The 22796-nt window shown below is 59.1% G+C and carries 22 protein-coding genes and 1 pseudogene; 6 read left to right on the top strand and 17 right to left on the bottom strand.

Translation table 11 applies throughout. From position 1 onward, the window contains the following. Window positions 1-7: 7 nt before the first annotated feature. Window positions 8-3199, bottom strand: coding sequence for a pectinesterase family protein (locus GKZ67_RS02645; protein ID WP_173241025.1), 3192 nt, complete (start codon window positions 3197-3199; stop codon window positions 8-10). Window positions 3200-3631: 432 nt separating this feature from the next. Between GKZ67_RS02645 and GKZ67_RS02640 the strand changes: the two genes are divergently transcribed. Further along, window positions 3632-4513: a hypothetical protein gene (locus GKZ67_RS02640; RefSeq protein ID WP_173241024.1), complete on the top strand. Its 882-nt coding sequence runs from the start codon at window positions 3632-3634 to the stop codon at window positions 4511-4513. A gap of 198 nt (window positions 4514-4711) precedes the next feature. Here GKZ67_RS02640 and GKZ67_RS02635 read toward each other — a convergent pair whose 3' ends face one another. The 12 genes and pseudogenes from GKZ67_RS02635 to GKZ67_RS02580 all read right to left on the bottom strand — a co-directional run bounded on the left by GKZ67_RS02635 (window position 4712) and on the right by GKZ67_RS02580 (window position 13735). Then, complete coding sequence (locus GKZ67_RS02635) at window positions 4712-4933, bottom strand: nucleotidyltransferase family protein (protein ID WP_217278671.1); 222 nt, start codon at window positions 4931-4933, stop codon at window positions 4712-4714. A 159-nt stretch (window positions 4934-5092) separates the two neighbouring features. Next, the gene (locus tag GKZ67_RS02630; RefSeq protein ID WP_173241023.1) at window positions 5093-5377 is read right to left on the bottom strand and encodes a DUF5615 family PIN-like protein; all 285 of its coding nucleotides are present in this window, start codon (window positions 5375-5377) and stop codon (window positions 5093-5095) included. Then, the gene (locus tag GKZ67_RS02625; RefSeq protein WP_173241022.1) at window positions 5377-5610 is read right to left on the bottom strand and encodes a DUF433 domain-containing protein; all 234 of its coding nucleotides are present in this window, start codon (window positions 5608-5610) and stop codon (window positions 5377-5379) included. The genes GKZ67_RS02630 and GKZ67_RS02625 overlap by 1 nt, the downstream gene beginning before the upstream one ends. Window positions 5611-5696: 86 nt before the next feature. Beyond that, window positions 5697-6581 carry a hypothetical protein gene (locus tag GKZ67_RS02620; RefSeq protein ID WP_173241021.1) on the bottom strand — a complete coding sequence of 295 codons (885 nt, stop codon included), beginning with the start codon at window positions 6579-6581 and terminating at the stop codon, window positions 5697-5699. An 83-nt stretch (window positions 6582-6664) separates the two neighbouring features. After that, window positions 6665-9273 (bottom strand): annotated as a pseudogene (gene clpB / locus GKZ67_RS02615) (ATP-dependent chaperone ClpB). A gap of 139 nt (window positions 9274-9412) precedes the next feature. Next, window positions 9413-10339: a hypothetical protein gene (locus tag GKZ67_RS02610; protein WP_173241020.1), complete on the bottom strand. Its 927-nt coding sequence runs from the start codon at window positions 10337-10339 to the stop codon at window positions 9413-9415. Between the two features lie 5 nt (window positions 10340-10344). Continuing rightward, window positions 10345-10788 (bottom strand): PIN domain-containing protein, encoded by a 444-nt coding sequence (locus GKZ67_RS02605; protein ID WP_254245023.1) that lies wholly within the window; start codon window positions 10786-10788, stop codon window positions 10345-10347. Between the two features lie 49 nt (window positions 10789-10837). Next, the gene (locus tag GKZ67_RS02600; protein WP_173241019.1) at window positions 10838-11035 is read right to left on the bottom strand and encodes a hypothetical protein; all 198 of its coding nucleotides are present in this window, start codon (window positions 11033-11035) and stop codon (window positions 10838-10840) included. A 178-nt stretch (window positions 11036-11213) separates the two neighbouring features. After that, on the bottom strand, window positions 11214-11414 hold the full coding sequence (locus GKZ67_RS02595) for a hypothetical protein (RefSeq protein WP_173241018.1): 201 nt from the start codon (window positions 11412-11414) through the stop codon (window positions 11214-11216). 413 nt (window positions 11415-11827) lie between these two features. After that, window positions 11828-12142: a hypothetical protein gene (locus tag GKZ67_RS02590; RefSeq protein WP_173241017.1), complete on the bottom strand. Its 315-nt coding sequence runs from the start codon at window positions 12140-12142 to the stop codon at window positions 11828-11830. 108 nt (window positions 12143-12250) lie between these two features. Next, on the bottom strand, window positions 12251-13186 hold the full coding sequence (locus GKZ67_RS02585) for an aromatic alcohol reductase (protein WP_254245022.1): 936 nt from the start codon (window positions 13184-13186) through the stop codon (window positions 12251-12253). 99 nt (window positions 13187-13285) lie between these two features. Beyond that, a complete protein-coding gene (locus tag GKZ67_RS02580; RefSeq protein ID WP_151087716.1) occupies window positions 13286-13735 on the bottom strand; it encodes a GNAT family N-acetyltransferase in 450 nt (149 codons plus the stop codon). Window positions 13736-13956: 221 nt separating this feature from the next. On the opposite strand from GKZ67_RS02580, the gene GKZ67_RS02575 reads away from it, so the two are divergent. The 3 genes from GKZ67_RS02575 to GKZ67_RS02565 all read left to right on the top strand — a co-directional run bounded on the left by GKZ67_RS02575 (window position 13957) and on the right by GKZ67_RS02565 (window position 16319). After that, window positions 13957-15126: a protein adenylyltransferase SelO gene (locus GKZ67_RS02575; RefSeq protein WP_173241016.1), complete on the top strand. Its 1170-nt coding sequence runs from the start codon at window positions 13957-13959 to the stop codon at window positions 15124-15126. A gap of 208 nt (window positions 15127-15334) precedes the next feature. After that, complete coding sequence (locus GKZ67_RS02570; RefSeq protein WP_254245021.1) at window positions 15335-15550, top strand: hypothetical protein; 216 nt, start codon at window positions 15335-15337, stop codon at window positions 15548-15550. 25 nt (window positions 15551-15575) lie between these two features. After that, window positions 15576-16319, top strand: coding sequence for a DUF72 domain-containing protein (locus GKZ67_RS02565; RefSeq protein ID WP_173241015.1), 744 nt, complete (start codon window positions 15576-15578; stop codon window positions 16317-16319). A gap of 201 nt (window positions 16320-16520) precedes the next feature. Here GKZ67_RS02565 and GKZ67_RS02560 read toward each other — a convergent pair whose 3' ends face one another. Beyond that, entirely contained in the window at window positions 16521-17858 is a 1338-nt protein-coding gene (locus tag GKZ67_RS02560) for a DUF885 domain-containing protein (RefSeq protein ID WP_173241014.1), read from the bottom strand. 42 nt (window positions 17859-17900) lie between these two features. Further along, complete coding sequence (locus GKZ67_RS02555; RefSeq protein WP_173241013.1) at window positions 17901-18344, bottom strand: DMT family transporter; 444 nt, start codon at window positions 18342-18344, stop codon at window positions 17901-17903. A gap of 95 nt (window positions 18345-18439) precedes the next feature. Between GKZ67_RS02555 and GKZ67_RS02550 the strand changes: the two genes are divergently transcribed. After that, complete coding sequence (locus GKZ67_RS02550) at window positions 18440-19120, top strand: hypothetical protein (protein WP_173241012.1); 681 nt, start codon at window positions 18440-18442, stop codon at window positions 19118-19120. Here GKZ67_RS02550 and GKZ67_RS02545 read toward each other — a convergent pair whose 3' ends face one another. Together GKZ67_RS02545 and GKZ67_RS02540 are read right to left on the bottom strand one after the other, a co-directional pair. Beyond that, window positions 19121-20203: a 1,4-beta-xylanase gene (locus GKZ67_RS02545; protein WP_173241011.1), complete on the bottom strand. Its 1083-nt coding sequence runs from the start codon at window positions 20201-20203 to the stop codon at window positions 19121-19123. A 29-nt stretch (window positions 20204-20232) separates the two neighbouring features. Further along, window positions 20233-21678: an amidohydrolase family protein gene (locus GKZ67_RS02540; RefSeq protein WP_173241010.1), complete on the bottom strand. Its 1446-nt coding sequence runs from the start codon at window positions 21676-21678 to the stop codon at window positions 20233-20235. Between the two features lie 82 nt (window positions 21679-21760). Here GKZ67_RS02540 and yiaK point away from each other — a divergent pair, with 82 nt between their 5' ends. After that, window positions 21761-22750, top strand: a complete 990-nt coding sequence (gene yiaK, locus GKZ67_RS02535) for a 3-dehydro-L-gulonate 2-dehydrogenase (protein WP_173241009.1) — start codon at window positions 21761-21763, stop codon at window positions 22748-22750. The last annotated feature ends 46 nt before the right edge of the window (window positions 22751-22796 follow it).

Here is a 22796-nt window from a genome sequence, read left to right as displayed (position 1 = left end):
CTCAGCTCTACTGAGAGGTGGCCGTCGGGCGTAGGATTAGGATAGAGGCGGACAGCTGCCGCACTCTGCGCATTAGTCGAAGCCGTAACGGTAACTGAAACGGCGGTCGAGCTGACCGAGGCACAGCCGCCCGTGCCGTCACCACTACCGTGTAGGAGCCGTTGCGCGTGCCCGAGTTTATCAGGTAGGTCTGGCCCGTAGCCCCGGCGATGGCCACCCCATTCAGGTAGAACTGGTTGCCCGTAGCCGAAGAGGAAGTCAGCAGAATGCCCGTGCTCGGTGTGCCCGTTACCGTCAGCGTCGGCGTAGTCGGGGTAGCGTTGATAGTAACGGTAGTTCCACCCGTCACGGCCGCGCAGCCGCCCGAGGCAGCCACCGTGTTGGTAACGAAGTACGTGCCCGGTGTGGAGGTCGAGGGCGTAATCGTGCCGTTGGCCGCGATGCTCAGGCCCGTGGCCGGGTTTACCGTAATAGTGCCCAGCGTCGAGCCCGTGCCGATGCCCAGCGCAACTGTACCCGTTGTGCCTGTGCAGTAGCTGGCTGCCCCGTAGCCAATGTTAGCCAGCGGCGACGCCGTGATGGTGACACTCTGGGAGCTTGAGCAACCGGTGCTGGCGGTGTAGGTTACTACGTACGTGCCGGCCGTGCTGCTGCTGAGAGTGATTGCGCCCGTAGTGGCATTAATTGTCAGGCCTGCAGTCGAAGAGAAGGTGCCACCCGTGGTACCCGTGATGGTTGGGGCGGGGTTGGTCGTGTTGCTCTGGCAGAAGGACGAGCCCGTATAGCTGAAAGCCGCGTTGCAGGTGACGACAGCGGCCCCTTTCACAACTACGTTTTTCAGCATGGCGTAGCGGGGGGTGCTACTACTGCCACAGGCAAAATACACTCGGAACGTCAGCGTCTGGCCGGCCGTCAGGTTTATGCCCGTGCTACCGTTGAGTACCAAATGATACACATTGGTGGGGCCGGCAGCTTGGTTGGGGAGAACGATAGGTGCGCCAAATGCGCCGTAGGCCGTACCAGTCACGCCGTTGCCGGTACCACCGCTTACGTCGGTCGAGTCTGATAAGAAGCCCGACTTCGAGTACACTACCGCCAGCTTGGTATTGGAAGAGGTATTGTAGAAAGCCGCTGTTAGCAGCACCGAGTCCAGGCGCGCCGCGCCAGTAGCCGAGGCAGTCACTGTAAACTGCTCGTAGTAATTACGCTTCAGCGTACCCCCAATTATCGTCCAGGTGCCGTCGCCATTTGTCGACGGACTGACTGCCTGGCCATACTTAGTAGAGTATGCGGGAATGGGAACGGAGGTATTAGTCGACAAATAAAGCGCCTTCAGTGTCGGCGTGGTAGCCACTAGCTGCGACGAGCGAATGGCCGTGCTGTCCTGAGCATTGCGCGTGAGCGGCCAGTAAATAAGCGGGTCCGATTTTGGGGCCACCGTGGTAAGGCGCGTGCCGGTTACGGCTACGTTCATCGCCTGGGCACCCGAGCTGGTGTGGGTGATGTTGCCGCTGTACGAGCCGGGCGTGGCCGCGTTCAGGCGCACGCTCACCGTGGTGCTGGCAATGGTATTGGCCGTAGGCGTGAGCACTACCGGCGTGGTGGAGCCCGACCAGGTGCTGCCGCCATTGGTCGAAATCTCGAAGCCGGCGGGCGGCGTAATGGTCAGGTTATCGGTCATGTTCACTGCCGACACGGTATAATTCTGCGCAGCCGAGGTGCCCGTGTTATACTGCGTAAAGGCGGCCAGTGCCGTCGAAGAAGTGGTAATCGTCGGAATGCTCGATACCTGGATAGAGGGGGTAGTGTGGGTAGCCAGGCCGGCTTTCGAAGCCACTACTTTGTAGTAGTACGCCGAGCCGGCTACCGGCAGCGCGTCGGTAGCGCTGAAGTTGTAGAGCGAGTCGGTAGTAGCCGTCTGGGTGCTCAGCAAGGTAAAGTTGGTGTTGTCGGTCGAGCGCAGCAGGTCGTACTTGATGCCGGCCATCGCCCAGCTGATGTTCCACTGAATGGCAGTTTGGGTAGCGCCTTTCGTGGCTTGCAGGTTCGATACTGCAATGTCGGGGGTAGAGTAGCTGGCAAAGCCGGGGGCCACGGTGGTGGGGTCCCAGGCAGCTGCTACGGCCGAGGTGCCGCCGGTGCCCGTACCGGTGCCAAACATAGTATTTATTGAATATTGCACCGTATCGGCCGGAGCCAGCTGCTTCGACCAGCTCACGCGCTGGCTGGTGTTTACCAGATTACCACCGAAGTACCGGGTCTGAAACTCGCCGTCCGTAATCTTGGTCACGTCCGTGCCGGTATCCCACGTTACCCAGCCCGCCGGCTGAATCTGGTTTGCGCCAACCTTGGTTTTCGAGTAAATAACCTTGTTATGCGCCAGCGTACCGGCCGCCTCCGAGAAGCCGGTCGAGTTCTGCCAGGGCCGGCCCAGGTAATAGAGCGTAGTACCGTTGTTGGAAGGGATGCGGGCGTTGCGAAACAGGTAGCCGTAGTTTTGGGTGGCCGGCGTATTGGCCGCCGTGATATACGACGTGGACGTAGAGCCGCTCACGACACGCGTCTTGGCATAAATGGTGCAGTTGTCGAAAATGGCGATGGCGTTGCCAAAGATAAAATCGACGTTGCCATCAATGTAGCAGTCCTTAAAGTAGTGGCGCGAAACGGCGCCCCCGCTTTCATAAGTCAGTAGGGTGTCCTGATTGCCCATAAAGCGGCAGCCCTTGAAGGCGGCGCGGTCGGCATACAAACTCACGGCCACGGCCTGCGAGCCATCGCCGAACGAGTTGACGAACGTCATGGTCAGAGCCGAGAAGTCGGTGCCCTGCACCACGAGGCTACCCGAGCCGCCGGTACCCAGCGTGCCACCTTTGCCGTCGGGGGTCAGGTTGTTGTCGTTCCAGGTCAGGATGGTATTGGCCACGCTCTGGCCCACAAACTGAATAAAGGGCTTATTGGACGGAACAGTTACTTTTTCAGTATATATACCATCTTTAATATAAATAACATAAGCTGCCGTACGGCCCGTTGGCGCGGCCGTTACGGCCGCCTGAATCGTGGTAAAGTTGCCGGTGCCATCTTTGGCTACCGTCACATCGTAGGCATATAGCCTGGAGCAGGCTAGCAGCAAAAAGCCCAGCAGCGCCCAAAAGCGGGCGGCCGGGCTCTTCCTGCCAACGCGGGTAGAGGTTGCAGTCATTAGTAGAAAGGGGAAAATAGGTGGGAATTCCTTTCAATATTACCTCCTTAGCCTATCTAACAAGACTTAATTACCAGCCTTTTTTTATGCAATCGTTGCCGGCAACGTTGTCTGAGACGGGGCAGCCCTAGCCTTTACCACAGCGCTGGCCGTGCTGTTTTAAGCAGCTGCCTGGCCGCGTGGCCGGTAGCGCGCTTGAAACGTAGCGCCTAGCTTGCCAGCGCCAACCTAGCCCCGGCTCGCCGCTGGGCGGCTTTAAGGCTATAGCATTGCTGCTACTCATACTGCAAAACCTGAATATCAAGCAGCTTGAAATAGCGACTTTTGGCATCTAAGTTTGCCGGGCCGAAACCGCGTTTTGCGGAATTTTATAATCGCCGGCTGCTTTGCTTAAGGCAGGTGGCATTTTTGAGCAGCGTCTTACCAGCCACCATGAGCTTTTTTATACGCCTATTTTACACTGCCTTATTGCTGGGAGCTGGTCTGTGTACCAGTGGCGGAGTGCGCGCGCAGACCCTGCCGGGCGCGGGTGTGGCCACACCCGCAGCCAGGGCAGCAACGTCGCTTGCGCCCAACAACTTAACCCGCGCCGATACCGCCCGGGCCATTCGCAAGCTGTTTAAAAGCCGACGGGGCGGCGGTATTGGCTGGCTGTCGTTTGGTACTGCCGGCATATTGGCTTCTACCCTACCGGCCTTGCAAACCACCAGCGCCGGCGTCTGGACGCCGGGGGTGCTGGCCGGTTCCGCCTTTCTGATTATCGGGCTAAATAAGCGTATTCAGTTTCGGCCCGGCCGCGAGCGGCAAGTGCTGCGCGAGCTGGCGGCTACCGGCCACCTGCCCACGAGCGTAGCCCGGCGCCTGCGGGGCAGCTTTGTGCCGGTACACGGCGCAGCGACGGATTACGACCCACTTTCGGCCCCCGGCATCCGACCTGCCAATGTGGCCCTTAACCTCACACCGGCCCAGATAGCGGAGGCCGCACACGCCGATACGCTACGGGCCATCAATCGCCTGTTTGCGCGCCGCCGCAAGGGCGGCCGAGCATGGAACTACCTCGGGCTGAGCGGGGTGTTAGCCCTGACGCGCATCCTTACCAGCGCTAGCAGTGAAGGAACCAGCGTAGATGGCGGCGGCATAGCCATCCTGACCGGGGCCTTTGTGGTTGCACCGGTAGTCATCGGTGTAGTAAACCTTACGGCTTACAGTGAAACCCACGAAGCTGAAGTCGAGAGTTCCTACCGCTCCGGTAATCCGCTGCCGAAGAAAATTCGGCAGCGGATTAAAAAGAAGGACTTACAGCCATATGACTAAAAAAGACCCGCCAGCACAACCCCAGCGGGACTTTTCCATTTAAGACGCCGGTTGTTGGTAGCTTCGCCAATAATCTCAATGCTTTTGTAGGTAAGCCGCTTCTTTCCGCATAGGTAACAAACGTTCAAGCGGCGGCAAGGGTATACTCCCTAGCCTGCAAAATATGCGGGCCAATATAGGGCGACAATCCAGCCTGCGTCAAAATCTCCACGGCCGCCCTAGCGCCTCTTCCAATAAGTAGCCCACGGCGCAAATAGCCCGGTACGTCTTGCGCCCCGGCTCAAAATCTGCCAGCAAATCCACGTCGCTCGCCGGTCCCGCCTCGTCGCGCACAAACGAGCCGAATAGCCCCAGTTGCGCCTGCTGCTGTTGCAGCCGGGCAATGACTTTAGTTTTGGTTTTGACCGGGGTTATCATCATGCGAAGATATCGCCCGCTATCGGCGCGAAGTTGCCCAGGCCCGCGCCGCCGCGCCAGCGGCTGCTTAGTGGAGTTAAGGTAGCAGGTAAGAGGCCGCTCTTAATTTGGCAACCGCAACTGCAACATACCAAATTCCTGCTGCTCTCCTAGAAACGCCTCCTACTGCGGCAGCCGGGCCAGCAGAAACGTCGCTAACTGCTTCACCGGCACTTGCGCGTTCTGCACCGCCACCACGCGGGGTGGGAACCCCTCGGCCACTACCAACCGCACAAAGTCCTCGTCTTTCGTCAGCACATCGTAGCCATGCTGCCGGGCGTAGCGCCAGATGCCGGTGTCGGGGCTTTCGGCCAAGCCAATATCGCGCACGTGCAGCACTTCCGCGCAATGCGGGCGCAGATACGCTGCTAAGCGCCAGGAAATATTTTCGTCTAGCAACAAGCGCATCACGCCGCCGCTTGCAGCACCACGCTTTCCCGATACGCCGCATATAGCAGACAGGCCCGCACCTGCGCCGCGCCAATGGCCGGAAAGTCCTCCGCAATGTCAGCCGCGCTCATGCCGTTGGCTAGCATTTCCAGCACCTCGGCCACCGTCGTGCGCGTCCCCTTCACCACAGGTTTTCCAAAGCGCACCTGCGGGTTCAACTCAATGTAGGCGGTGATAGCAGTAGTGTCCATAGAAGCGAAGATACAAAAGCAACGGAAAGGCGCAGGCTAAGCCACACCGCAGCCCCTAGAAAGCTGGCCCGGCAACATAGTTTCAGCTAGAATCCGAAGCTGTCACCATCACCGTTAGCTAGGCCACGCATGATGTTATCTTCATCGTCATCACTGTCATGATACTCATCGTCGTCATTACCATTTTCACTGTAATATTCCTGAGTGCTTTCTTCCTGCTTGTTTAGATAAGCAGAATACTTTTCGTAATTTTTCTTTATCGTATATTCATCGGCTTTTTCAAAATCAGACCCTAAAAGAAACCTTAATTTGAAACTGTAGTCCTCCTTCATCTTACCGAGCTTCACTGTTAATGAACCAAGTGAAAACACAGGCAAATCGTTAAGCTCACGAAGGGATTCCTTACTATCTGTCAAATAGAAACCGTCGGTTTTACGAAGATGGCGGTAAATACATTTGGGATTACCTTCCGCCAACTGAATTTTTTCTTCTAAGCTCTTTTCTTGCGGAAGAGATATTGATGCTGGTCGTAAGTCCCCTATATACTCGTCCTCTACTCTGGCAAAACATCTAGCAAGAAATTCGCGAGCAATCTCGCAGGCACATTCCGAAGCATATTTGTTAAGCTCACCTTTTTTATCTTTTATCAAAATCCTAATTTTCGTAGGTGATATATTGTATTCACAACTTCCTCCATCACGCAGTGCCCAAACTACCCAACCTACGGTGTGATGGCTTACTTTCTTCTCGTCACCTGCCCAACCGCCCGCAATAGCATAGAAGTTTATTTCATCTGGCTCATCTGGTACAGAGTAGAAATCTTTAGAAAAAATCAACGCAAATGACTTATCAATTAGCTCTAGGAACAGCCTAACTAGTTCTCTTGGCTCACCACTATAGACACTTGCTACAGAGCGCCCTTTATATTTACCCGAAGAAACAATAGATGACAACGAACCAGGGTTTTTCATTATTGTAAATTATTTGTCAAACTTGTATGCAAAAGCCCCGCCGGCACTAGGCAGACGGGGCTTGCTCACAAACATACAACGACTTACACTGTCGGCAACTCCACGTTCTCGAAGTGGACTTCGCCATTCTCCAGCACGGCTTCTACCACGGCGTCCTTGCTGACTTTGCCGGAGAGTATCTCCTTGCTCAGCTCGTTCAAAATCACGCGCTGCAACACGCGCTTGAGGGGCCGAGCACCGAACTGCGGGTCGAAGCCTTGCTCGCCGAGGTAGTCGAGCACCTCGTCGGTGGCTTCGAGGCTGATGCCGGCCTCGTGCAGGCGCTGCTGGATTTGCTTGAACTGGATATCGACAATCTTGCGGATTTCCTTGCGCTTGAGGGGCTGGAACATCACGATTTCGTCGATGCGGTTCAGGAACTCAGGGCGCATGTGCTGGCGCAGGCGCTCCACTACTTCGTCGCGGGTGCGGTCCACCACTTCCTCGTGGTTGTATTCATTCAGCTCCTTGAAATTGCGCTGAATGATGTCGGCCCCCGTGTTCGAGGTCATGATGATGATGGTGTTCTTGAAGTTCGCCACCCGGCCTTTGTTGTCGGTGAGGCGGCCATCGTCGAGCACTTGCAGCAGGATGTTGAACACGTCGGGGTGCGCTTTCTCAATCTCGTCGAGCAGCACCACCGAGTAGGGCTTGCGGCGCACGGCCTCCGTGAGCTGGCCGCCCTCGTCGTAGCCTACGTAGCCGGGAGGCGCCCCGATGAGGCGCGATACGGCGTGGCGCTCCTGAAACTCGCTCATGTCGATGCGCACCATCGCATTCTCGTCGTTGAACAGGTACTCGGCCAGGGCCTTGGCCAGCTCGGTTTTGCCTACCCCGGTAGTACCCAGGAAAATAAACGAGCCGATGGGCCGCTTGGGGTCCTGCAAGCCGGCGCGCGAACGGCGCACGGCATCCGAGATGGCGGCAATGGCTTCGCTCTGGCCGGCCACGCGGCGGCCCAGCTCGGCTTCAAGGCCCAGCAGCTTGTCGCGCTCGGCTTGCAGCATCTTGCTCACCGGGATGCCGGTCCACTTGGCCACTACCTCGGCAATGTCCTCGCTGGTCACCACTTCTTGCAGCATGCCGCCGCCGTCTTTGTTGGCGTTGGCTTCGTCCTGCAAAGCCTTGAGCTTCTGCTCGGCCTCCTGGATTTTGCCGTAGCGCAGCTCGGCCACGCGGCCGTAGTCTCCCTGGCGCTCGGCCTGCTCGGCTTCGGTCTTGAAGCGCTCGATGTTCTCTTTCTCGGTTTGGATGCCGGTGAGCACGGATTTTTCACCTTCCCACTTCGCCTTCAGCTCGTCGCGCTGGGTGCCCAGCTCGGCCAGCTCCTTGCTCAGCACGGCCTCGCGGTCGTGGTTTTCCTCGCGCCGGATGGCCTCGCGCTCAATCTCCAGCTGCATGATGCGGCGCTGGATTTCGTCCAGCTCCACGGGCATGGAGTTCAGCTCGATGCGCAGCTTGGCGGCGGCCTCGTCCATGAGGTCGATGGCTTTGTCGGGCAGGAAGCGGTCGGTGATGTAGCGGCTGCTCAGCTCCACGGCCGCAATTACGGCGTCGTCGGTGATGCGCACGCCGTGGTGCAGCTCGTACTTTTCCTTGATGCCGCGCAGGATGCTGATGGCGTCGGGCACGCTCGGCTCATCCACCATCACGGCCTGGAAGCGACGCTCCAGGGCCTTGTCTTTCTCGATGTATTTCTGGTATTCCTTGAGCGTGGTCGCGCCGATGGCGTGCAGCTCGCCGCGGGCCAGGGCGGGCTTGAGCAGGTTGGCTGCGTCCATCGCGCCTTCGCCCCGCCACCAGCCCCAATCAGGGTGTGAATCTCGTCGATGAACAGAATAATCTCGCCTTCGGCGTCGGTCACTTCCTTGATAACGGCCTTGAGGCGCTCCTCAAACTCGCCCTTGTACTTGGCGCCCGCTACCAGCAGGCCCAGGTCGAGGCTCATCAGGGTTTTGTCTTTCAGGTTTTCGGGCACGTCGCCGGCCACGATGCGCTGGGCCAGGCCCTCGGCAATGGCGGTTTTACCCACGCCGGGCTCGCCGAGCAGCACGGGGTTGTTCTTGGTGCGGCGCGACAAAATCTGGAGCACGCGGCGGATTTCCTCGTCGCGCCCGATTACCGGGTCCATCTTGCCGGTGCGCACGCGCTCGTTCAGGTTGATGGCGTAGCGGTTCAGGCTCTGGTACTGCTCCTCGGCCGTCTGGCTGGTCACCTTGCGTCCGCCGCGCAGCTCCTGGATGGCAGCTTTCAGGTCTTTCTCCGTGAAGCCGCTGTCTTTCAGCAGCGTAGCCACGCTGTCCTTGCCGCCCAGGATACCCAGCAGCAGGTGCTCAACCGACACAAACTCGTCGCCCATGCTGCGCATCTGGTCGTTGGCGCGCTGCACGGCGGCGGCGGCATCATTAGCCAGGTAGGGCGAGCCGCCGCTCACCTTGGGGTAGGCCGTCACGATGGCATCGAGCCGCTGGCCGAGGTTGGCCATGTTGGCGCCCAGTTTCTTACCTAAGAAGGCAAGGGTGTTCTCGTCGTTCTGTAGTAAAGCCTTCAGCAGGTGGCCCGTTTCGATGGCCTGCTGCTGGTTGGCTCCGGCAATCTCGGTGGCCTTCTGCACGGCCTCCTGTGCCTTGATGGTGAAGTTTTTAAAGTCCATTGTTTTGCTTAGTTCTCGGTAGGTGCTTCGGGTTAGGAAGATTGTACGAGGGTACTAGCAAACGAGGTGCAGAAGTGTAAAATCGGACTTTTTGGCGGAAACCGCCTTGATTCAAGAGTCAAAATCGGAAATAATGTCCTCAAGTAGTCATAAGAACAGACTCAACAAATTCACATTCAGTTTTTAGCTCTTTCAAAACCGTACCTAATGCAACATTATACTGTGTCAACACAGAAATAATAGATTCAGCCTCATGAATAATCCGACCTGCTAAAATCGAAGCTCTACGCCCCTCTACTAATACGTTTTGTATTCGGCTATCACGTAAGAAGTTCGTCGCAAGATACTCTTGTACAGGACGAAGAAAATTGGGATGATGCCATTCAATACCTGCGCTCTTAGGCATATTCTGTGAATAATCGACGAGCGTCTTGTTTAAGAATACAAACAAGTCATCAGCCTGAAAGAGAGCAGGATTTTTTTGCCTAATACCTTCCGCAGCATCAGAAATAGATTCTCTAACGTTTTCTATGTGCTGCCTGTAATCAGTAGTTATGCTGTGAATCGTCAAGTTATAGCCTTCAAACTTACTTTTAACATCATCAATTATGGCCTTCACATAATCCAGCTTGCTAAACAATTTGCTTACACGGTCTCTATTATCCTGCGTATCCCTCGCTTTTGCGATAAGTGCTAAGAAAACTTCTTCCTGATTTACTTGCAGAATCCTAGCAATATCAGATGAAGCTCTTGAAATGAATACATTTTGACCTAACTTATTTTTATTTATCCCTTCAATAACCTTTAAATAATCTTCATTTTGTTTCGTCGCATACTTTACGATATTGTTCAGCAGCCAAACAAAATTATTAAGCTTATTTATATTTTTAATATTTTCCCTATCTCGCTCCGCCTGTGAATCAGATTCTAATTGAGCAAGAAATAGTGAACGGTCTCCATCAATTTGATTCTTAGCAACTCGGAATGAAACATAAGCTGCACCTATGGCCGAAACTATAGGCACAATCATATTTACTAACAATCCATACTTTTCAGCCTCTGTCATTTCGTTTACATTAGAAATTGGTTCACTCGCTGCCCGTCTTCTCCTGCACCCAATCTTCCAACACGATACCAACCATTATCGGCAAAGTGGCGGGTATTGCGCGTCACCAGCGTCAGGTCGTAGATGACCGCGGTGGCGCCGATGAGTAAATCAAAATCGTCTACTACGCGGCCGATTTTGCGGCGGGCTTTTTCAGTAGCGAAGGTTTCCAAGGCCGGGCCAATCAGCAATTCCTGCCCCTCAAATGCTTCCCGCAGTAGGTCCACATTGCGCCGGTTGGCCGCCTGCCGCGCCGGGTCGCTTTTCGCGATGCCAAACAGGAGCTCGGCAATGGTTATCTCCGACAGGAAGCAATTATCAAACCCGATGGCATCCACCTTTTCGCACAAGCCAAATTCGCCCTTGATGTAATGAATGCAGATGTTGGTATCGAGTAGGTACTGCTTCATAGCTCAATATCGGGGCGGCTGGTCTGGCGGGCTTCGCGTAGCTGGCGGTTCAGTTCCTCCCCGCTCTCATCGGATTGCCAAGCCCAAAAAGGGAACGAAACAGCGCAGCCCGGCGGGCTACATCTGCCTGCCGATTAGTAGAAGCCGTCGTTTCCGACACCTTACCCCCTAGGCGGTGCGCCAGGCTCATCAGCTCCTGAATAGCCTGTTCGTTACTGGTTTCGAAGGATAAGACGTGCGGCTGCATGGCGAATAAATTAAATCGGGATACTACGAAACACTACGGCGGGCTCGGCAATTTCCAAAATCAACGCAGTGGGTACGAGTAAGTGAAGCCAAAACCGTGACAGGTAACTCAAGTTATGGCGAGCCGCTAGGGTCTCAACAAGTTACTGCGGAATATTTTAGGCCGTCATTCGCCAAAACTACGCTTTGCTACCTTCCTCGGCCAATGGGCCTTTGCCATAGCTGTGGTACAGCCGCTGGCGAAACTCGGCGATGCGCTGCCGCTCGGCGGCTTCGGCGGCGGTAGCGGGTGGCCGAATGCGGACACCGCGCATTCGTTCCAGCAGCTCCAGCATAAACACGGCATCCTCGTCAGGGAATTCTACTTCAATCAGCGTCATTGACGGGTGTATTTATATACTATGGCAAGCTACGGCAAAACAGCTGACTCTCAGCCACGGTATAGACTGCGTTAAGCCTAAGAGCGTAGTTGGATTTTGCTAAAAACGCATCTAGCGCAGTTTCAGACTGGCAGAATAGTAGCGCGGACTTTTAGTCCGCGAGTACCACACGTTAGCACTCGCGGACTAAAAGTCCGCGCTACTTGCTAGCCGTACACTGACTGCGAAACCGCTGTAGAACGTCATGCTCATCTGGCATCCGCGTGCTTCGTACAACTATTCAAATGAAACCAAATACCCTGGCAGCTTTTATACCACGCGCTAGCCCCAGGTCCTGAGTCCGCAGCTGGCCTGTTGCCGCCGCATACGGGGTAAGGCGTGGGAAGTGGCCGACTGCGGGGCAGCGCTGGCTGCTATTTTTTCCCGCCCTGCTTTTTCGCATCGGATGTATAATGCATCTTACCCATTTTCCGCAGCTGCTTGCGGTCCTGGCGGTCCAGGCCAGGCACTTTCTCGTCGTGGCGCGGGGCGCGGGGGCTGCCGCCATCGCGCGTGGCGGGCGTGCTCAGGGGCTGGCTGCCCGGCACTGTAGCCGGCGATACGAGCACCCCGGATGGAGTCACCACGGAACCGGCGGGCGCCACGGCCCCCGATGGCAATACGGTTTGGGCCAGCGCGGCGCTGGTACTACAAGCAAAGAGGCCGGCCAAGAACAGGAAGGATTTCATAAAAAAATACTGAAATGAGAAGTAGCTGTGCGCTGCGCAGCCGCGTTGGTGTGGGTAGCAAGCAGCCGGGGCTTGCGGTGGGTTTGGGGCGAGCGTACCGGCTGCAAACTACTTCCGCGCCGCCAGCACCTCGCGCACCGAAGTCCACCGGATATCGGGATAGCGGGCATTATCGAGCGGCGTGAGCCTGGGCAGGCCGGTAAACATGTTGTGCAGGTACTGCATGCCCTGCCAGGGCGGAAATACCTCGTTGGGAGCCGGGACCAGGCGGCGCGTTACCCGAATCATCAGCTTCAGCAGCCACAGGCCGCCGGCGCGCAGTCGGCGAAAGCGCTGGCCGGTGGCCTCGGTGGCCGCCCGCTGCAAGTCGCGGATGCTGGCCACTTCGCCGGCCACGCGCAGGTAGCGGGGCGTGGTGGGGTCGAGGGCAGCGGCAGCCGTGAAAGCGGCCGTATTGTCGATGGTGGTGAAGTCAAGCGGCTGGTCGGCCGAGCCCCAGTAAAGCACCCGCTTGATTTTGAACAGCACCACCGGAGCCTGCCCGGTGAGCAACTCCATAAACATACCGTTGAGGACCGACGTGGCCCGGATGGGCGCTTGGTCGAGCCGGCGGCCGAACTCGCGGCGCAGGTCGAGGTTGCGGTTGGAGCCTTCGGGGAGCCTGGTGAAGTCGATGGCGAAATCGGACGGAATAAAGCGGGGCACGCCGGCCGCTACGGCCGCTTCGAGCAGCCGCGTCTGGGTGTCCACAATCACGTCGCGCAGGCCGGAGAGGGCCGATACTACGCAGGCGGCCCCCGCGCAGGCTTGCGTGAGGGCGGGAACGCTGGTGAAATCGACCTCCACGATGGTCACTCCCTGCGCGCGCAGAGCGGCAACTTCCGGCCTGGTATTGCCGGGGCGAACGAGGGCCCGCACGCGGGCTCCGTGGGCGAGCAGCGCCTGCGCGATGCGCTGACCCAGGTCGCCGGTAGCGCCAGCCAGCACAATGGTAGCGGGCCCGACTGGCGAGTCGGGGCGGGTAGCGGGGGTAGGCTTTATCAAGGGGAGAAGGTTGGCCGCCTGAGGTTTTGCGCGGCTTTCCGGCTGCTATACGCGCAATTGGCAGCGCCGGGCTACTTGTGCGCGTCGGAAGCGTTGAGCCTACGCCCGCAGCATATACTGGTGCGGAATACCATCTTCCAGGTAAGGCTCGCCCTGCTGCACAAAGCCCAGACTCTCGTAAAAAGCCTGCAAGTAGCACTGCGCACCTATTTTGATGGGCTGCTCGCCAAACAGCGCGGCGCACTCGGCAATGGCCTGGCTCATCAGCTGCCGGCCCAGGCCAGCGCGGCGGTAGCGCGGCGCAGTCACGACCCGGCCGATGCTCACCTGCGCGTAGCTGCGGCCAGCGGCAAACAGCCGGGCATAGGCCGCCAGCTCGCCGGAGGCGGTGCGCCCGAGCAGGTGGTAAGCAGCCTGGTCGTGGCCATCAATATCGAGAAAAGGGCAGGTTTGCTCCACCACAAACACCTCGCTGCGAAGCTGGAGCAGCGCATAAAGCTCCGTCAGGGTGAGCGTATCGAAGGGCTTGGTAGTCCAGTGTACTGTCATGGGTTGCGAAGCTAGCGCCGGGCCGGGGTTACTGCCGCGGTTTGGCCGGCTGCGTACAAGCCAGGAAGCAGCCAGGACCTTATCCTTGTCAATTGGGGCCAGCCAAAAGGCGCTGCGAGCAAAAGGGCTGAAACAAGCCTTGCAGCGCCACGTTTGCAACCAGGCAGGCAACCCCAGGGCCGCCAATACATATTATATTTACTATATAAAACCCCGACCTTATGCCTACTGCTCAGCTTGACGAAATCACGTTTGAAAACCCTTTTGTAGAGGAGCTGCGCGGCGAAGCCTCGGGCACCAGCGGCTCGCGGCAGGTGCCGGGGTATTGCTACTCGCGGGTGGCCCCTACGCCCGTGCGTGAGCCGCGCCTGCTGGCGTGGTCTGAGGAGCTGGCAGAGTACCTGGGGCTCGAAAAACCGGTTGAGCGCGGCGCGGCCGTGGCTATTCTGGCGGGTAATATTCTCACCACGAGCATGAAGCCGTTTGCGGCGCGCTACGGTGGGCACCAGTTTGGCAACTGGGCGGGGCAGCTCGGCGATGGCCGGGCCATCTCGCTGGGCCAGGTGCCCGCCGCAGATGGCTCGCGCTGGGAAATTCAGCTGAAGGGCGCCGGGCCTACCCCCTACTCGCGCCGGGCCGACGGCCGGGCCGTACTGCGCTCGTCGCTACGCGAGTTTTTGTGCAGCGAGGCCATGCACTACCTGGGCGTGCCCACTACGCGGGCGCTAAGCCTGGTGAGCACTGGCGATGAGGTGGTGCGCGACATGTTTTACAACGGCAATGCGGCCCCTGAGCCGGGGGCCATTGTGGCGCGGGTAGCGCCTACTTTTATTCGCTTTGGCAATTTTCAGCTGCTGGCGGCCCACGACGAGGTCGATAACCTGCGGGCACTGGCCGACTATACTATCCGCCACCACTACCCCGAGCTGGGTGCGCCTGCGGAGCAGGTGTACGTACGCTGGTTTGAGGAAATAGCGCGGCGCACCGCCGTGATGGTGGCGCACTGGATGACGGTAGGCTTTGTGCACGGCGTGATGAACACCGATAATATGTCGGTGCTGGGGCTCACCATCGACTACGGCCCCTACGGCTGGCTGGAGCCCTACGACCCCGAGTGGACGCCTAACACCACCGACTTTGGCTCGCGCCGCTACGCCTTCGGGCAGCAGCCGCGCGTAGCGCTGTGGAACCTGATGGCGCTGGCCCAGGCGCTGGTGCCGCTCGTAGCCGACGCCCAGGCCTTGCGCCCCGCCCTTACGGTGTATGCCGATACGCTGGCCGCCTCGCAGCATGAGCTGCTGCTGGCGAAGCTCGGCCTCACGCCCCACAACCCGGCCCCGACCGCGCCCTCACCGAAGCGCTGCCGGCCGCGCTGGCCGGGCCGGCGGTAGACATGACGATTTTCTTCCGCCAGCTTTCCCGGCTGGTGCCGGCGCTGCTGGCACCTGACACCAACGAAGCCGAACTGTTTTCCGAGCTGCTGGCAAAGGCAGCTTATTTGCCCGCGCCCGGCCCAGACCAGGGCTGCTTGACTGGCTGGCCCGCTACACGCAGCGCCTGCGGCAGGAAACTGGTAGCCCCGAAGCCATTCAGCTCGGGATGCTACGCGCCAACCCCAAGTATGTGCTGCGCAACTACCTCGCCCAGCAGGCTATTGAGGCGGCCGAAGCCGGTGACCTCACCCCGCTCGAAACGCTGTTTCGTGTGCTGAAAACGCCTTTCGACGAGCACCCCGAGCACGAAGCGCTGGCAGCCCGGCGGCCCGACTGGGCCAGTAACAAGCCTGGCAGCGCCACGCTTTCGTGTAGCTCGTAAGTTGCTTTTCCTCAAAATTTTGCACATGCCTGTTCCTGTCAATTACATCGGCTGCTCCGGGTTTTCGTTTCGCGACTGGAAGGGCGTGTTCTACCCACCCGAGCTGCCGCCGCGCAAGTGGTTTGCCTACTACTGCTCGCAGTTTAATACCCTGGAGCTGAACGTTACTTTTTACCGGATGCCGACGCTCAAAGCGTTTGAAGCCTGGTATGACCAAAGTCCGGCCGATTACCGCTTCTCGGTAAAAGCGCCGCGCATGGTTACGCACTACAAGAAGTTCAACGCCGAAGCCCAACCTATACTGGCCGATTTTTACGGCACCGTGCGCGAAGGGCTGCGCGATAAGCTGGGACCAGTGCTGTTTCAGCTGCCGCCCAAAGCCGGGTACAGCGACGAGCTGGCCCAGCGCCTTGTCGAAAGCCTCGACCCGAGCTTTACCAACGTAGCGGAGTTTCGGCACCCAAGCTGGTGGGAAGCCGAGCCGCAGCGCCTGCTTACCCGGCACGGCGTTGCCTTCGTAGGCCAAAGCTACCCCGCGCCGCTGGAGCTGCCTAATGAGGTGGTGGCCAACACGCCGGTGCTGTACTACCGCTTTCACGGCGTGCCCGAGCTATATAAATCCTCCTACAGCCCTGATTTTCTGGCCCGAATTGCGGCCGAGGTAAAAGCTGCCAAAAATGCGCAGCAGGTGTACTTATTCTTTAATAATGGTATTGGCGGCGTGGGCGTGCACAACGCCCGGCAAATGCAGGCGCTACTCGCTCCTTAGTAGCAGTCTGAGTCGGCCAAAATAGGTCGGACGCATCTTTGCGTCTCGGTGTCTGCGCCGTTAGAAAAGTATGCTCCAGGTAGCGTTCAACGCCCAGACGCAAAGATGCGTCTCTACACCCAGCAAACGACCGCGAAGTTTAACTCAAAACAGGAGTTTCTTAGCATGACGGCGGCGCTCGTAGTTGATAAGCCTGCTGAATCAGCTTTTTATATTCAGCGAATCATATACTTCCTCTATATGGCGCTCAACCACTTCGAGAGGAAGACGCGACAAGGCCAGGTACGCGGCATGAAACCGCTGAATAGCGAAGCCGGGGCGGCGCGCCAGCCGGCCTTTCATGTCCTCAATGCGCTGGGCCCCTACCTTATAGCTCAGGCACTGGCCGGGCCAGGTGGTGACGCGGTTGATTTCGCGCTCGGCGATATCGGCCTGACCCGGCACGTTGGCCTGCCAGTAAGCCAGCGCCTGCGCATGGGTCCAGCCCCGGTCATGAATGCCCACGTCGAGCACTACGCGGGCCGAGCGCACGAGGTCCCACTCCCACTTACCCAGCTCAGTCTCGGGCTGCTGATAAAGCCCCAGCTGCTTACCCAGGTACTCGACATAGCAGCCCCAGCCTTCGGCATTACCCGAATAAAAGGTGCTGGCACTGAGCGGCGAATACGGCCGGCTACGCCGCTGCATCGACGCCTGGTAGTGGTGGCCCGGAATACCTTCGTGCTCAAAAATCCACTCCATCGCCCGGATATTGTGGCGGCCGGTAGCAAAATTAAACTCGTAGCTCCCCGGCTGATAGATGCCCGGCGGCATGGCTGCCGTAGCCCCCGGCCACGGGCGAATGCGCAGGTACGGCACGGCCGTATCGGCAAACAGCACCGGCAGGCGTCGCTTAATCTGGCGCTCGATAACGCGGTAGCGGGCCAGAATCTGCGTTGAATCGGTAAGCAAGAACTTTTCGGAGCTGAGGTAGCGGTAAAAGCCGGCGCTGTCCTGCGCGTAGCCCATCTGGCGGCGCAGGCGGCGAATTTCGCCCTGTACCCGCTTCACCTGCTGCTGGCCAAAGGTGAACAGCGCATCGGCCGGCAGCGGCGTGCTGGTGTACTGGCGGGCGTAGAGCGCATACCAGGCCGAATGGTTGGGCAGCGCGGCCAGGCCCGTTGCCGGCACCTGGCCGCCCGCTTCCTGAAAAGCTATTTCGAGCGCCACTCGCCGCAGGTTTTGCGCCGTTTCGTAGCGGAGGTGGTCGACGGTAATTCGCTCGGCGAGGCGCAGTCCGGCGGGCTTTACCCCGCCCAGGCGGTGCTGCACTGCCAGAAAGAAAGCCTGCTGGCGCTGCAGGTTGGCCCTGGCCGGAATCTGCCGCAGATTTAGCTGGTAGTCGAAGTCCAGCGGCGGTATCCGGAGCTGCTGGTAGCCGGCCAGGTAGTCGGCGGCAAGCTTCTCCACTGCCTGCGCCCGGGCGACGCTGGCAAAAGCCAGCAGCAAAAACAGGTTTAGTATTCTTCTGCTCATGGCCGTCAGGCAAAACGTTTTCATGCTGGTTTAATGTGGGCTGGCAGTGGCAGCTGGCTGCGCTGACTACTTACGATTCAGCAGGTAAGCCCCCAGCACCAGTAAAGCTACGCCCACTAGCTTGCTGCTTGATAACGGGCTGCGTGACAGATTAAGCACGCCAAGCTGGTCGTAGAGCAGCGCCGTCAGCAGCTGCCCGGCTACCACGAGGGCAAACAGACTGGCCGCGCCCACGCGCTGGAGCGAGAACGTAATAGTCAGCACGTAGCCCACTCCGAGCAGGCCGCCCGTCCAGTAATACCATTTCAGGCTACCCAGCTCGGCCAGGGCGGGCAGCGGCGTGCGCGTGAGCAGCAGGAGCGCCCCGGCCACCAGGCTACCGCCCAGGTAAGAAATAAAAACTGCCCAGCCTACGCTGTGCAAAGCGCCGCGCAGCTGGCTATTCACGGCCGATTGAGTGGTAATGGCTGCTCCGGCCAGCACGAGCAACAGCAATAGAAAGGGCTTCATGGCTTAAAGTGTAAATTTTCGGCGAGCTGAATTCCGGTTAGTAACGTGGCAGGCGCGTAAACAGCAACGGGCACCCTCTCATTTCTCATTTCCTGATGTCAACTTTCACTGTCGAACGACTTTCCTTTCAGCACCTTTCCGAACTGCCCCACGCCTGGCAGGCGGCCGACTACCTGGCCCTGCTCACGCAGCTCGATTTTGACAGCCCCGAGGCCATTGCGCCCGCCGAGCTAAAGGAGATGTGCCAGCTGGCGCTCACCGACCTGGAGCCCGCCGCTGCGGCCGAAACTGTGCTTACCTATCTCTTTGCCGACCAGCTCACCAAGGGCCAGCTCGACCAGCTGGCCCACCAGCTGCAAACCGAGAAGCTGTGGGAAGAAAACCCCAACTTTGCGCTGCACCAAGGCTTTTTCAACGCCACGCAGCTGCTTTATGAGGCCTACAACGGCAAGTTTCCGCACCCGCAGGCGGTGGAGTTTAACGTAAAGGTGACGGCGGCCGACCCGGCCGATTTGGCTCTGCTCGACCATGAGCCCGCAGCTACCCTGCTGCGCCTGCTCGCGCCCGGCTTATCAGACCGCGCCCTGCTGCATCGCTTGTTCGGCGAGCAGCTGGCGGGCGGCGAGTTTGCCGAAGCACCTGCCGTTCTGTGGCAGCTCAGCGCCAGCGAAAAGACGGCCAGCAGCGTGGTATTTGACGTCATCAGCTCCGATTACTGGCTCGAAGAATTTAAGTTTGCCGATACGTACGAGGCCAGTCTGCCGGCCGCCGATTAGCTAGTTGCCAGTCATTTTTCGAATAAAGTCGGTTTCATCCCGGCGGTAGGGCGTGCCGTCGGGGCGGAACACCTCGTGAAACCACTCGGCGGGCTCGCTGCCATCGGCCAGGGGCGTATCCCAGGCATATTTGGTGTTGGTTTTGCCCGCCACCAACCCCCAGCTGATGGCCGCCACGCGGTGGCTCTTGAGCAGGGGTAAAATAGTGGTAAAGCGCGAGTTGCGGGGCCGGGCCATGTACTCGGTGCACAGCAGCGGCCGGCCATGCGTGGCCAGCAGGTCGATAACGCGCTGGTGCGCGGGGGCTTCGTCGTAGTCATGGTAGGTAATAACGTCGGAATGCAGCGCCTGAAAAGCGTTAAGCGCCTCGAATTCCCAGTTCCACAGCCCCGCGCTCAGCGGCTGGTCGGGGCGCACGGCTGCGGCCCAGGCAAAGACATTGCGCAGCAGCGGCAGCGACGCCAGCCCTTTGTTGCCATTGCCGGGCTCGTTATATAAATCCCAGAGCAGCACGCGCTTATCGTGGGCAAAGCTCGTGAGCACGTCCGTGACGTAGGGCCGCAGCTGCATAAAGGTGGCCGAGTCGCGCGAGGCGGGGTCGCCGGGGTCCTGCATCCAGCCCGAATTGTGAATGCCCGGCTTGGGCGTGGGCTGAAGGCCGGGCTGCGGGTCTTTGTTCCAGCAGTCGTCGAAAAACACGAAGATGGTCTGGATGTGGTGCTTATCGGCAATCGCCAGGTAGTCGCTCACCCGCTTTTTGAAGCCGGCCGGGTCCTGCTTCCAGGCCAGGCTGTGCAAAAATACCCGCATGGTATTGAAGCCAATACCTTCGGCCCAACCCAGCTCTTTATCAATAGTTTGCGGGTCGAAGGTAGCCGCCTGCCACATCTCCAGCTGATTGATAGCCGTGCTGGGAATGAAGTTGGCGCCGGTCAGCCATGCCTGGGTGCTATACCAGGTAGTGGCTTTGGCAGCCGGCCAGCGCGCAGGTGGCGGCTGACCATGAGTTTTTGCTTTCTGCGCCTGGGCAGCGGCTGCGCCAAGCAACGTAAGCGCCAGCAGTAGGGAAAGCAGTTTTTTCATTGGCACTATCCTAATTTAAGCCGGTATAGCTAGTTCAGACCGACTTTGCCCTTCATCGACTCAAACAGCTTGGGCGAGTCGAAGCCAACGCCCTGCTTGAACACAATTTCCATCTGGCGCAGCTGGCGAATATCCTTTTCGGGGTCACCGTTGACCAGGACCAGGTCGGCCTGCTTGCCGGCTTCGATGGTACCAATTTCGCGGTCGCGGCCCAGGTAGATGGCCCCGTTGAGCGTACAGATTTTAATGGCTTCGAGGGGCGTGAAGCCGCCTTCCACGAGCAATTCTATTTCGCGGCGGTTGGCATAGCCGGCAATGGTGCGGCCCGCGCCGGTTGGGTCGGTGCCGGCCACCAGCAGGCCGCCGGCGTTGTAGAACTGCCGCTCCCAGCCCTGCTCTTTTTTGAAGAGCGCCACGCTGGCCGTGTCTTTGCCCTGGTTATTTTGCCAGGCGGCGGTTTCGCGCTCTTGCAGCTGCGGTACGAGCGCTTCGAGCCCGCCACCCAGCACTACTTCACGGCCAGTGTAGGGCTCAAAGACTGGCAGTGTTGAGGTGAGCGCGATATTCTTACTAATGAGGAACTTGATGAGGTCGGCCATGGCCGGACTGTTGGCTGGCAGGCGCTGTAAAGCCTGGTGGGCGGCGGGGTAGTCGCAGGCATCGGCCACTTTGCCGGTCAGAAAATCGGAACTGGCCATAAAGCCGTGCTCCAGGTTGTCGATGCCCGTTTCGGCGGCCTCGCGGTAGGTAATGGCGCAGAGATGCCCGGTTACTTTGAGGTGGCGGGCGTGGGCCTCGCGGACTACGGCGGCCAGGTCAGCGCGGGTGGCATGCATGTACATCTTGAACGATGTGCAGCCCTTATCGGCCCAAAACTTTGTGCTCGCGGCGGCATCTTCGGGGCCTTTCACGGTGTTCAGGGCCGGAATATCCATGCCCGGCTCCTCCATGTAGGGCGCGGTTACGTCCATGTCGGGGCCAATAAATTTCCCTTCGCTGATGAGGCGCTTCAGGGCCAAATCGGTTTGCGGCTCGATGCTGCCGGCCGTACGAATGGTGGTAGCGCCCCCGGCCAGGTACAGGCGCGGAAACGAATAGGGCATTTGAGCGATATTAAAGAACCCGCCCGCCGGCATGGTATAGTAGAGGTGCTCGTGCAGCATCACCAGGCCGGGAATCAGCGTTTTGCCGGTGCAATTCACGACCTCGGCCCCGGCCGGCACTTTCACCTTTTTGGCGCTGCCCACCTGCTCGATGCGGCCGTTGCGCAGCAGCACGGTTTGATGCAGCAGCGCGGGCCGGCCAGTGCCATCAATAACCTTGGCATCGGTGAGGGCTACCACCGGCGCGTTTACTTTAATAAACGCCTGCACGGCCGGCGTGAAGGCAGGGGCAGTTTGCGCGTGGCTACTGGTGGCTACTGCCACACCCGCTAACGCACCGAGCAGGTGGCGGATAAGTTGTTGTTTTTTCATCACGGTGAAGAGCCCAGGGCCAAACCGAACGGGCAACTATAGCCGTCCATCGCTCAGCCGTATTTTTCGTAAAGCTACTCCTATGCGCATCCCTTACTTACAGCTTCGGCAAGAATTTGAGCGTGTGCTGCTGGCGCTCGGCTTTGAGCCCACCAAGGCCGGGCAGTGCGCCACGCTGTTTGCCGACAATAGCCGCGATGGCGTGTACACGCACGGCCTCAACCGCTTTCCTGCTTTCGTGGGCCACGTTCGGGCCGGCCTGGTACGGCCCGGGGCCGAGCCCGAACTACTGGAAGCCAACGGCTTGGTTGAGCGCTGGGACGGCCACCGCGGCCCCGGCCCCACCAATGCCGCCGCCGGCATGGCCCGCGCCATCGAGCTGGCCCAGGCGCACGGTATCGGCTGCGTAGCGCTGCGCAATACTAACCACTGGATGCGCGGCGGCAGCTACGGCTGGCAGGCCGCCGAAGCAGGCTGCATCGGCCTCTGCTTTACCAATACCATTGCCAACGTAACGCCCTGGGGCGGCACCGACGCCCGGCTTGGCAACAACCCGCTCGTGCTGGCCGTGCCGCGTCCGGACGGCCACCTCGTGCTGGATATGGCCATTTCACAATATTCTTTTGGCAAGATGAGCGCCTATGCGACGGCCGGGGAGCCGCTGCCCGTGCCCGGCGGCTACGACCTGGCCGGCCACCTCACCACCGACGCCGGGGCCATCCTGGCCTCACAGCGCGGGGCACCCATTGGCTTCTGGAAAGGCTCGGGGCTGGCCCTGATGCTTGATGTAGTGCTGGCGGCGCTCAGCGGCGGCCGCTCCACGGCCGATATTACCCAGGCCGGGCAGGAAAGCGGCGTATCGCAGTGCTTTATCGCTATCCAGCAACCCGCCATGCAGGCTGAAGTTACCGAGCATATTTTGCAGTTTACCAAAAGCAGCCCGCCCGGCCCTGGCAGCACGGGCATCTTTTATCCCGGCGAGCAGTCGCTGGCTACGCGCACGGCTAATCTGGCGCAGGGCATCCCGGTGAACGAGGCTATCTGGCAGCAAGTGTGCGCGCTGGAAAGGTAGCTTACCCAGGCGGGCTGGGGTAGCAAAAATTGTTGAACAATATAGT

The organism is Hymenobacter sp. BRD67, assembly GCF_013256425.1.
In the GTDB taxonomy this organism is placed as follows: Bacteria; Bacteroidota; Bacteroidia; order Cytophagales; family Hymenobacteraceae; genus Hymenobacter.
The sequence above is the reverse complement of the archived record's forward strand: the minus strand, read 5'-3'. Positions and strand labels throughout refer to the sequence as shown.

Excerpts from the sequence above, each read along its gene's own strand:
- GKZ67_RS02635 (WP_217278671.1), bottom strand. The coding sequence starts at position 4,933 with ATGATGATAACCCCGGTCAAAACCAAAACTAAAGTCATTGCCCGGCTG.
- yiaK (WP_173241009.1), top strand. The coding sequence starts at position 21,761 with ATGCGCATCCCTTACTTACAGCTTCGGCAAGAATTTGAGCGTGTGCTG.
- GKZ67_RS02565 (WP_173241015.1), top strand. The coding sequence starts at position 15,576 with ATGCCTGTTCCTGTCAATTACATCGGCTGCTCCGGGTTTTCGTTTCGC.
- GKZ67_RS02640 (WP_173241024.1), top strand. The coding sequence starts at position 3,632 with ATGAGCTTTTTTATACGCCTATTTTACACTGCCTTATTGCTGGGAGCT.
- GKZ67_RS02560 (WP_173241014.1), bottom strand. The coding sequence starts at position 17,858 with ATGAAAACGTTTTGCCTGACGGCCATGAGCAGAAGAATACTAAACCTG.
- GKZ67_RS02555 (WP_173241013.1), bottom strand. The coding sequence starts at position 18,344 with ATGAAGCCCTTTCTATTGCTGTTGCTCGTGCTGGCCGGAGCAGCCATT.
- GKZ67_RS02625 (WP_173241022.1), bottom strand. The coding sequence starts at position 5,610 with ATGGACACTACTGCTATCACCGCCTACATTGAGTTGAACCCGCAGGTG.
- GKZ67_RS02570 (WP_254245021.1), top strand. The coding sequence starts at position 15,335 with ATGCTACGCGCCAACCCCAAGTATGTGCTGCGCAACTACCTCGCCCAG.
- GKZ67_RS02610 (WP_173241020.1), bottom strand. The coding sequence starts at position 10,339 with ATGACAGAGGCTGAAAAGTATGGATTGTTAGTAAATATGATTGTGCCT.
- GKZ67_RS02645 (WP_173241025.1), bottom strand. The coding sequence starts at position 3,199 with ATGACTGCAACCTCTACCCGCGTTGGCAGGAAGAGCCCGGCCGCCCGC.
- GKZ67_RS02620 (WP_173241021.1), bottom strand. The coding sequence starts at position 6,581 with ATGAAAAACCCTGGTTCGTTGTCATCTATTGTTTCTTCGGGTAAATAT.
- GKZ67_RS02630 (WP_173241023.1), bottom strand. The coding sequence starts at position 5,377 with ATGCGCTTGTTGCTAGACGAAAATATTTCCTGGCGCTTAGCAGCGTAT.
- GKZ67_RS02580 (WP_151087716.1), bottom strand. The coding sequence starts at position 13,735 with ATGACAGTACACTGGACTACCAAGCCCTTCGATACGCTCACCCTGACG.
- GKZ67_RS02605 (WP_254245023.1), bottom strand. The coding sequence starts at position 10,788 with ATGAAGCAGTACCTACTCGATACCAACATCTGCATTCATTACATCAAG.
- GKZ67_RS02575 (WP_173241016.1), top strand. The coding sequence starts at position 13,957 with ATGCCTACTGCTCAGCTTGACGAAATCACGTTTGAAAACCCTTTTGTA.
- GKZ67_RS02545 (WP_173241011.1), bottom strand. The coding sequence starts at position 20,203 with ATGAAAAAACTGCTTTCCCTACTGCTGGCGCTTACGTTGCTTGGCGCA.
- GKZ67_RS02540 (WP_173241010.1), bottom strand. The coding sequence starts at position 21,678 with ATGAAAAAACAACAACTTATCCGCCACCTGCTCGGTGCGTTAGCGGGT.
- GKZ67_RS02600 (WP_173241019.1), bottom strand. The coding sequence starts at position 11,035 with ATGCAGCCGCACGTCTTATCCTTCGAAACCAGTAACGAACAGGCTATT.
- GKZ67_RS02590 (WP_173241017.1), bottom strand. The coding sequence starts at position 12,142 with ATGAAATCCTTCCTGTTCTTGGCCGGCCTCTTTGCTTGTAGTACCAGC.
- GKZ67_RS02550 (WP_173241012.1), top strand. The coding sequence starts at position 18,440 with ATGTCAACTTTCACTGTCGAACGACTTTCCTTTCAGCACCTTTCCGAA.
- GKZ67_RS02595 (WP_173241018.1), bottom strand. The coding sequence starts at position 11,414 with ATGACGCTGATTGAAGTAGAATTCCCTGACGAGGATGCCGTGTTTATG.